This window comes from Sphingobacterium sp. UBA2610, from assembly GCF_002339225.1.
GTDB lineage: Bacteria > Bacteroidota > Bacteroidia > Sphingobacteriales > Sphingobacteriaceae > Sphingobacterium > Sphingobacterium multivorum.
The window spans coordinates 72,168-81,848 of record NZ_DDKA01000030.1 but is presented as its reverse complement, the minus strand read 5'-3'; the positions used below and the strand labels follow the sequence as shown (position 1 = coordinate 81,848).

Genomic DNA, 9,681 nt, shown 5'->3' with positions numbered 1-9,681 from the left:
TTCCGTATCCGCTATATTCCGATAGGCATTGCGCCCCTCTTTATCGTTTTGTTTTTCCCTTCGTTTCCGTTGGGACTGCAAAGGTAGAAATCTTTTTTGAACTTCCAAAAACTTTTTGAAGTTTTTTTCTTTTCTCTTTTTTCGATTTCCGCGTTTAAAATAAACTGAGCGGGATTTTAAATCCTGCCAAACTTCTCTTAAACCCTTCTTTTTTCATGATTCCCTCTTTCGTGGTAACCGTCCCTCCCTTGCGGAGTGGTGCAAAGATAGGGAGTTTACTAACAAACTTCCAAGCCTTTTGTTCTTATTATTTTCATTTTATCCTTAACTACCTGTAACGGTGCAAGATTCTTTTTCATTTTAGCGGTGGAAGCTGCAGAGGAAGGCGAAAAAAGGCTGATCCGGCCGCCAGATTGGGACAGATAGCGGCATCAGGCAACGAAAACATCCTGAATTGCACCTGCCGGATCTATTGCCCCACCGACATAGCAAAGGGAGATCGGAAAACGCAAACATAGCCGAACAGAGAACAACAGAAGAATACCGCAGCACAGCAAAAGAATGAGAGCATACACCGCTCCGGATTACCCATTAAATGAACACACTCTTTTACTACTTTACTTAAGGTTTGTTTAGGTATAGCTTAGGTTATAGCTAAATAAATCCTAACCAAAAGCTAACTAAATACTAATTAAAATCTAACTTAAAGAAGAACTAAATAAAAGCGAATAAACATAACATTATGTAAATAACCCTACAAGTGTCCCAGCATCCAACCAGAATCACCATGATATAGGCATTTTTGGAGGGTTTATGGGATCAAAGAAAATGAGCAAGAGAAAGCGTTCAGCTTGTAACACGTTTAGAATAACGACTAAGTTCAAAAAACATAACAACCAAACAAAAGGCTCCGAATCAATTTAGATGATTCGGAGCGTCAGACGTTATTATAGTTTACATGCTCTAATCTCTTAATGCTGTAAGATCAGCCTTAGGCTTGGGCAAGTTCATGTTTTTAATTGCCAGGAGACAGGCATCAACCATTTCCTGCGTCATGGTATAGGTATACATAATCGTCGTATTCCAGCGTACCAACAAAAAACAATCCGTATTTATCAAATAAATCTGTCAAATCCAATTTGGCCACTTCGCAGGCTGTTTTAACAAAATTCAGTTGATGAACGGCAGGATTACGCTCTCCCATCATCCGATCGGAGCTCCAATCCGAACGCTGTCTTCTCGGTTTATTCATATTCTGCTGACGGAAATTAAACAATGGACGTGTCAGGTGTACGTGGCCTACCTCAATTCCGGGACTAAAGTTGAACTGATAAGTAATACCAAAAGGCAAGTTAACTTTTGCGAAGAGACTTGCAAAAAGGGTATTCTGCTTGTTCATCCGGTCATTGTAGGTCATATTTAGAAAAGGATTACGGGCATTCAATCCGCTATCACCTGTCGGAATCCGCCTTAATGTGCCATCCGGATTGTATTTACCACCAGCGTGCCCCACATCTGCTCGCCATTTCAGAAAACCAGAGCCATCGTAAGCACGTTGATTACGTACTAGCGGAGCTACTCTCCAGTTGATATTCGCCGTCAACACGGGTTTATCGCCTGTTCCTTTTTTGGTGGTAATGGCAACTACCCCTGTAGCAGCTTTAGCACCATAAATAGCCAATGAGCGCGCGAGAAAAACATAAGCCACAAATCAGCCACAAAAGGTATTGTTGTTATACTTTACACAAATTGCAGCACTCAATCAAAATGCAACCGTTCAAGTTCGTTGTATTAAAAAATAAAAATAATCTCTTCTTATTCGTTATTTAAACAGAATCTCCCAAAAAGAGTCTTTTTATAATGCTTACCCTGTTGGGTTTGCAAACTGTATCGGCCCAAGAAACTCCAACAGCGATCTCTAAAGGAAAATGGATGGTCGAAACGAATCTCTCGCCACTGACCGGCCTTTCTACTTCCGGCTTTAGCTTTTATTCCAACAATGGCGCCCAGCTCTGGTCTGTAGGCGGTGAAGCAGGTTATTTTTTCCAAGATAAACTAGCTGTCAAAGCAGGATTAGGTTTCACTGGTCAAAGATATGTATTCGATTTTGATGGCCAAAAAATCGAATTGAATTCTACACATTCGTTTATTTATAAAGCGGGATTAAAATACTATATTATCAATCAATTTCCCGTGCAGGTAGATCTAGGTGGTATTAATAGTGGTGGCGAGAAGCTTTCTTTTCTAATGGATGCCTTTAAAAATTCTATTCCACCGTATTTTGGAAAGCCCATTGCCATTTGCGTTCCAGCTCATCCAGGTAAATAATGCTTTTCCGACAATATGATCCTCAGGAACAAATCCCCAATCCCTAGCATCGAGCGAGTTGTGCCTATTATCTCCCATCATCCAATAATAATCCATTTTAAAGGTGTAGGAATCTGTTCGATTTCCATTGATATAAAGCCCATCCGTTTTCTTTTCCAACAGGTTATTTTCATACACTCGTATGGCTCGCTCATAGAGTGGCAAGGTCTGTGCATTCAGTGGAATAGTCATCCCCTTTCGAGGAATAACAAAGGGGCCGAAATTATCATAATTCCATTTGTATTGTGGGTCGTTCGGAAAGGTATTTGCTTCGGCTTCCCCAGGTTTACGCAAGTTCATTTGCATGGATTTGACATTGGACCAGGATTTCACCATGGCTGCCTGATCTTTCGTTAAAAAGATTACATAAACTCCGGGCTGAATAGCAGAGACTTCTATTCCCATATCTCTTAGGCGCTGTTCGTCCAGACCTGCCTCATCTGTGATCACGGTATAATCCATCTGGCTTTCCGGGGCTACAAAACCTGGTTGGTCGTTCACAAACAATACTCCTTCTGTCATGCTGATTTTATCCCCAGGCATTCCCACACAGCGTTTAATTAAATGTTCGCGTTTATCCACTGGACGGGTTTGAATTGTAAATTGTTGATGTACTGCTTCACGTCCCATGCTACGCACCAAGTCATAATAGGGCGAGTCTTGATTTTCGACAGCAACGGTATCACCGGCAGGTGCATTAAAAACGATCACATCATTCCGTTTTATTTCTTGAAATCCGGGCAATCGTTTGTAAGGAATTTTAATGAGTTCGGAGAATGCTTTTCCTCCTACTAATGGCATCGTATGATGTGCAAAAGGAAACGCTATAGGTGTATTTGGAATACGGGGCCCGTAATTTAGTTTACTGACAAAAAGATAATCTCCAATGAGGAGAGACTGTTGCATAGACCCCGAAGGAATCATAAATGCCTCCAATAAAAAACCACGAATCAAGGTTGCAGCGACAGTCGCAAAAACAATCGCATCCGCCCATTCTCGTACCATCGATTTTTTATAGGGATATTTCTTCTTATAGTCTATATACGATTGATGCGCAATTTCCAGTTCAGATTCCTTTGTCGCCAGGCGACCTTCGGCATGCGCTGCTTTCAGATTTTTGGCATATAGCCCATTCAGAAATTGCACGTTTTTATCGCTACCCCAAAGTGGCAGTACGATAAATGGAAGCAGCACCGCAGCGCAATTTTCCCAAAACCTTCTTTTCCCAAAACAATGAATAAAATCGAGGTAGAGATTATAAAAGATAAAAACATTGACGATCGGAACAAGCAAAAGGATAAGCTGCCAGGTCTTCTTGCCGAGTATCCGCGATTGGATAAACTGACTATAGACAGGAACAACTCCTTCCCAACCTTTGCGTCCTGCCTTTTCAAATAGCAACCAAAAGCCATAGGCTGCAACTATAGTCAATACAATAAAGATGGTAAGTATCATAAAATTGTTTTAAATGCAGTATCAGTGAATAAAAAATCTCAATAAATAATTAGTTGCTTTCTCTCCTCGGAAGAGATTTTTGAAAGTTGAAGCTCATTATAGCGCATAACGTATTTTATAAAAAGATCATAATCGTACTTTTTTTCATTTTCAAACTCAGCAAATAGCTCCGGTTCGTCATTGATCAAACGCCCTAAAGCAATTGTCCGCTTTTTTTTGCTGTTGCTAAAAAGTTCGTTCGTATTACTACTTATTTCAATCACTTCACCGGTTGACTTTTTTAATGCATAAGCATATTTAGACTTACTGATTCCAATGGACAACATTGTACCACCACCACCCGTACCAAACATCATTCCTCCGCCACCACCAAGGTTCAAATTAGACACATAATAAACCATTATTTCTCCATCAACCAACACTTCAGCAAAAGTTGGCTCCTCCGTATAATATCGACCTATTTGAAATACTTGTGGAGAAGTTCCCTGAACGGGCTCCAAGCCATTTTCGACATAAGAAGGTGCATAAACTTTTCTTTTAGATTCCCAGTAAGCACGAAACACCTGGCCGGGGGCAAAAGTTAGCTTCTCTTTCTGTTGATTTTCAAATTTGAGTTTGTGATCCTTGATGGAGGAGATTTTTCCGTAAAGGGTATCTGCGTTCATAAGCACCAAGTAATCTAATTTTTTTGCGGCTTCCTGTGCACGAGCTGTCATTAGTATACTGGCGAAGCAAGAAAAAAACACAGCAGTTAAAATTGATATGGCTTTCATTTGAACATTTGTTTTGCACTATTTTTAAATCCCATGGCATGCGCTACTATACGTAAGGTAAAGCTACATAAAAATATGAAATTCAAGTTCGGCCTTCGGAGTTTTAACGTTTGTTAGCATTTTGTTTTGCTAGGGCATTCCTACAATACTGTGCAAAGATTTTAAGATCCCTAAAAACGATCCCTAATAATACAGTCAATACAGCCGTATTTCTCAAGCAACAACAGCTGTACTGCAAAAAACAAAGCCACATCATTTTTTGCTGATGTGGCTTAACTGATTGCTTATTGTTTATGCAAAAAGATTAACTTTTATATTTACTTTCAAATGCTGTGGATGCTTGATTGACCCCATTACTCATATTTTCAAATGCTTTATTAATATTATCAAGCAATGCGGATTCTTTAGCTGCATCGGGTGTCTTATTTTTTCGAAGCTCAATCAATTTTGGATAATCCTCCGTAACAATTTTTTTATACCCGTTCAGGCCATCGAGCACCGCCTTTTGGAATGTCGCATCACCCTTGAAATCACCAAGTTCCTCTACTTTTTTGATATCGTCATTTAAAGACTTCTCCCAATCTGCCCGCACCTGTTCAGCCTTAGAATAATCGGAGCCATTCATGGCGGCATTCATGTCTGTCACATGTTTTTCACTACTGTTGATCACGGTAATAATTGAATTGTTGTACGCTGCAGGATCTTTTTCTCCCGAACTACAACTTGACAGGCTCAGAACCGCTGCGGTCATCATGCCCGTAATAAATTGTTTAATCATATTGATCTATTTTATAATTTGTTTTTCCTAATTTTTCGTAAAAATAGCAACACCACATCATCCATAGGACAAGCTTTAGTGCATCAAAAATCTGTTTAGGTTACGCTAGCAACCGCTATTTCACCAGTGCCTTTTTCTAATTATGAATATCACTCACCAATGCATAACACTCTAAATCAAAGATAATTGAAGCCGAAAAATATTACTATCGCTGAAATCAGGGATTTGTTTCTTCAAGCCTTATCATGCAACATTGTTGCTTTTTGTTTCTTTTTCCCTATATTTGTTGCAACTTAATTGCAATATATTAATTAGAATACCATATGTATTGCACGAATTACGCTTTACGAATCGAATCCACATAGATGAATAGGTATATCATTTTTTCACTTATCGCAGCACAACAGCTATTTTTCCCATGTTATGGACAGGAGAAGAGTATCGAGCTTGAAGAAGTAAAAGTTGGAGGGCGACGTTATCACCGGGCAGCAGAAGGAGCATTATCGATCCAGCTATTGACTGCCGACTCTATACAAAAATACCAGGCGGGAAGTTTAATGCAGACATTAAGCAGACTTTCCGGCGTTAATGCCATAGGCATAGGTGCTAATCAGTCTAAACCGCAGATTAGAGGGCTCGGATTTAATCGTGTGGCCACGGTAGAAAACGGTATTAAACATGAAGGCCAGCAGTGGGGATTGGATCATGGGTTGGAAATCGATCAATTCAGTGTAGGGAGTGCCGAGGTACTTAAGGGGGCCAGCTCATTTCTATATGGCTCAGATGCCATTGGCGGTGTCATTCGGCTATCACCGCCAGCGGAACTACAGGAGACAGGTTTTAAGGGGCAGTTTAACCTATTAACAAAGTCAAACAACGCTACTTTTGGCGGATCGCTACAAGCACAGGGCCGAAAAGGGAATTGGGTATTTGGGGGCGGATTCACGCATCTGGAATATGGCGATTACCGTGTCCCAACAGATACTGTCTATGTCTACAATTATGCGGTACGCCTGAAAGATCGGCATGTTCGCAACACAGCAGGACGAGAAACACATTTTCAACTACGTGGTGGATATCTATCGGATCGTTTTTCTTCGATTTTCTACCTGAGTAATTATCATACAAAGTTTGGCTTCTTTGCCAATGCGCATGGCTTGGAACCACGGGGCGTAGACACGGCATTCTATGATAGATCCAGTCGTGACATTGGTTTCCCTAGCCAGACGGTCAATCACCTGAAGCTTATTAACTGCAACTTTATCGATCTGGATAAGCATAAGCTTTGGATAGACCTGGGTTATCAGAAAAACTACCGGCAAGAATACAACAATTACACCGCGCATGGTTATATGCCACCTGTTTATCCAAAAGATATGACTATCCCCATCAATTTGGAAAGGTTATATGACAAACAGGTCTATAGTATCACTGTAAAAGATCAATTTGAGTTGGCCACACATCGACTTACCATTGGCGCAAATGGAGAGTATCAGGATAACCGTATCAATGGTTGGAGCTTTCTCATCCCAACTTTTCGCCAAAAGGCAATGGGCCTATTCGTTTACGATCAATACAAGCTCGCGGACGAAACCATGCTATATGGGGCATTGCGTTACGATTACAGCCATATTCAAACCTCACCTTATCAGGATTGGTTCGAATCACAGCTGGAAGATAATCAGTCGGGCAGAATAGTCCGGGCTTCGGCGCTCAGTCGCCGTTTCAATAGCCTGGTTTGGTCTATAGGAGCGGCACATCAATTCGGAGATCTAAAAACAAAAATCAATGTAGGAAAGAGTTTCAGGGCTCCTATTGCACAGGAGCTCGGTGCTAATGGTGTCAACTATCACTACTTCAGTTATGAAAAAGGTAATCAATCCCTGTCGCCCGAACAATCCTATCAACTGGATTTATCATTGACCTGGAGTCCTAGAAAAGTCTTTGCTGCCTTTACACCATTCTTTAATTACTTTTCCAATTATATCTATCTCAATCCTACGTCGAGCTACGATCAATATTATGGTGCCGGCAATCAAATCTTTGAATATATGGAAAGTCGTGTTCGCCGTTATGGAGCAGAATTGAAACTCAGCTATCAGCCTCTGAAACAATGGAAAGTAGAATTATTGGGTGAATATGTTCGATCGGAACAACTATCGGGTGCAAAGAAAGGATATACACTTCCATTCTCTCCGGCACCTTCAGCTTTGATGGACATTAGCTGGACAGCAAAAAATAGCACAAATTTTAAAGAGACCTATCTTTCCGTCGACTGCAAATGGACGGCAGCGCAGCATCATGTTGTTCCACCAGAAGAGTCCACAGCAGCTTATCAGGTCTTCAACTTTCGAGCAGGAACACAAGTTCGGTTTTCGGGATCTGTCCTCCAATTACGCTTACAGGTTCAAAATCTCTTTGACAAGAACTATATGGATCATACCAGCTTTTATAGGCTGATATCAATGCCTGAACAGGGAAGGAATTTTATGCTATCCATTGGAGTTCCTTTTGGAAAACTATCCAGATCATAACATGAATTACAACGAATGAAGAATAAAATAAGATTTAATTAAAGATCACACAGCTTTAAATAAGCTTTTTCTTCCAATAAACAACCGTTGAGCAGTATTTGATGAGCACAGCAAACCGAGTACAACAGCAAAGCGAATGAATAATCGAGCATCGCAAGCTTATGAATATCGCTTAACACATACACGAATGAATAAAATTTATATATGAAAACACTTCAAAAATACACACTTATTACAGTGTTACTTGCCATGACTGTTGCTTGTAAAAAAGATAAGGAAAGCATTGATACCGAAAAACCGACCATCGCCATCGATTCGGAAACGGCTTTCCCAAAACAATGCAGCACAATTAAACGAGGCACAAGTTTTACTTTCCGCAGTAAGCTATCTGATAATGTCGCGCTGGGGAGCTATAGCATCGACGTACACCATAATTTTGACCATCATTCGCATAGCACTGAAATCGGTGAATGCACGGTTGAGGCGATCAAAACACCCGTCAAGCCCTTTACTTTGGTCAAGACAGTTAATATTCCGGGGCAGCCACAGCAATATGATGCCGAATTAAAAATCGATGTGCCAGCAGATATCGATCCGGGTAATTATCATTTTATGATTCAGGTGACTGACCTGGCGGGATGGAGTAGCCAGAAGGGAATCAGCATCCGTATACTCGAGTAATACCATACCTATTTATCAACTCAATTTAATTAAATCCATTTTACATGAAAACTAGAAACATTCGCTTCTTCTTCCTGTTAAGTACAATTCTTTTCGGTTTTTTATCATCCTGTAAGAAAGATAACGAGGAAATTCCAGCACTTGCACAGCCCCAGATCAGCGCACTCGAAATCGGCAGTGGCAATAATAAAACTGTCCAAGCGGGATCAGATCTTCATCTTGAAGGTGATATTGTTGCCGAAGCACTCATTGCTAAAATCGAAATTGAGGTTCATCAGGAAGGTGGTGGTCAGTATAAGTTCACAAAAGCCTATACGGATGGGAAATACATTGGTGTAAAAAATGCGACATTTCATGAACACATCGATGTTCCGGCGGATGCACCCGCAGGAGCCTATCATTTTCATTTTACGGTAACCGACAAAGCCGGAAATACAACTACAGTAGAATCGCCATTAACCATACAAGGTTCAGATGCCAAAGTTGCTTATAAGCTTGTATTTACGGAAGTAGCCGGCGAGGCACATGGCGACCATTTCCATGATCTTGCGGACAAGGAAAAGGTAGAGCCAATCGCTATCAGCTTTGACGAAAAGGGAACAGCACTTTCTGGTGGACACGCCCACCTTCATCCCGCAGGTATCTATAAAATTGAATTAAAACAATTTGATGCTTCTTCAAAAGAAATCCAGGGACAATACATCAGCAATAAAGCAACTGCAGACTACTACAAAGCATTCCTTACGGGTGGTTCTTTCGTTTTAAATCCGAATAGCAGTACAGGAAATGGTGCAATCTTTCAAACGAAAGAAACGAACTACGGTGATGGCACTGCAGTAAACGGAGCAACGGAGACGACAGGGATTATCACTTATTTTACGGCAGGAAAAGACAATGAAGGCGAGAAAAATGTATTCTTTGTACTTCGCAAGTTTAACGATGCCAGCACAAAGGCAAAAGTTACCCGTACGGACTGGAACTTATCGGATTATGCCACTAAGTTTGCTGGTCAAGACCTCATAAAACTATCTTTTGAACTCCACGCAGAGGAAGGAGAAGATTAGTTAGCGCGATAAACTCAGCCTACCTGCCC

The 9,681-nt window shown here is 40.8% G+C and carries 8 protein-coding genes; 4 read left to right on the top strand and 4 right to left on the bottom strand.

Annotated features, from left to right (window positions below):
- Positions 1–1,036: 1,036 nt before the first annotated feature.
- Positions 1,037–1,708 carry a hypothetical protein gene (locus B4Z47_RS20555; protein WP_145330926.1) on the bottom strand — a complete coding sequence of 224 codons (672 nt, stop codon included), beginning with the start codon at positions 1,706–1,708 and terminating at the stop codon, positions 1,037–1,039.
- Between the two features lie 152 nt (positions 1,709–1,860).
- Between B4Z47_RS20555 and B4Z47_RS20550 the strand changes: the two genes are divergently transcribed.
- Positions 1,861–2,328, top strand: a complete 468-nt coding sequence (locus B4Z47_RS20550; protein ID WP_145330924.1) for a hypothetical protein — start codon at positions 1,861–1,863, stop codon at positions 2,326–2,328.
- Here B4Z47_RS20550 and lepB read toward each other — a convergent pair.
- From lepB to B4Z47_RS20535, 3 genes are all read right to left on the bottom strand, one after another.
- Positions 2,245–3,822, bottom strand: coding sequence for a signal peptidase I (lepB, locus tag B4Z47_RS20545; RefSeq protein WP_145330922.1), 1,578 nt, complete (start codon positions 3,820–3,822; stop codon positions 2,245–2,247). The genes B4Z47_RS20550 and lepB overlap by 84 nt on opposite strands.
- A 38-nt stretch (positions 3,823–3,860) precedes the next feature.
- Positions 3,861–4,595, bottom strand: a complete 735-nt coding sequence (locus tag B4Z47_RS20540) for a hypothetical protein (protein ID WP_145330920.1) — start codon at positions 4,593–4,595, stop codon at positions 3,861–3,863.
- Positions 4,596–4,899: 304 nt separating this feature from the next.
- Complete coding sequence (locus B4Z47_RS20535; RefSeq protein WP_286727815.1) at positions 4,900–5,373, bottom strand: LIC11966 family surface protein; 474 nt, start codon at positions 5,371–5,373, stop codon at positions 4,900–4,902.
- Positions 5,374–5,738: 365 nt separating this feature from the next.
- Between B4Z47_RS20535 and B4Z47_RS20530 the strand changes: the two genes are divergently transcribed.
- From B4Z47_RS20530 to B4Z47_RS20520, 3 genes are all read left to right on the top strand, one after another.
- Positions 5,739–7,907 carry a TonB-dependent receptor gene (locus B4Z47_RS20530; RefSeq protein ID WP_286727814.1) on the top strand — a complete coding sequence of 723 codons (2,169 nt, stop codon included), beginning with the start codon at positions 5,739–5,741 and terminating at the stop codon, positions 7,905–7,907.
- A gap of 204 nt (positions 7,908–8,111) precedes the next feature.
- Positions 8,112–8,588: a DUF4625 domain-containing protein gene (locus B4Z47_RS20525; protein ID WP_115045816.1), complete on the top strand. Its 477-nt coding sequence runs from the start codon at positions 8,112–8,114 to the stop codon at positions 8,586–8,588.
- A gap of 44 nt (positions 8,589–8,632) precedes the next feature.
- The gene (locus tag B4Z47_RS20520) at positions 8,633–9,652 is read left to right on the top strand and encodes a DUF4625 domain-containing protein (protein WP_286727813.1); all 1,020 of its coding nucleotides are present in this window, start codon (positions 8,633–8,635) and stop codon (positions 9,650–9,652) included.
- The last annotated feature ends 29 nt before the right edge of the window (positions 9,653–9,681 follow it).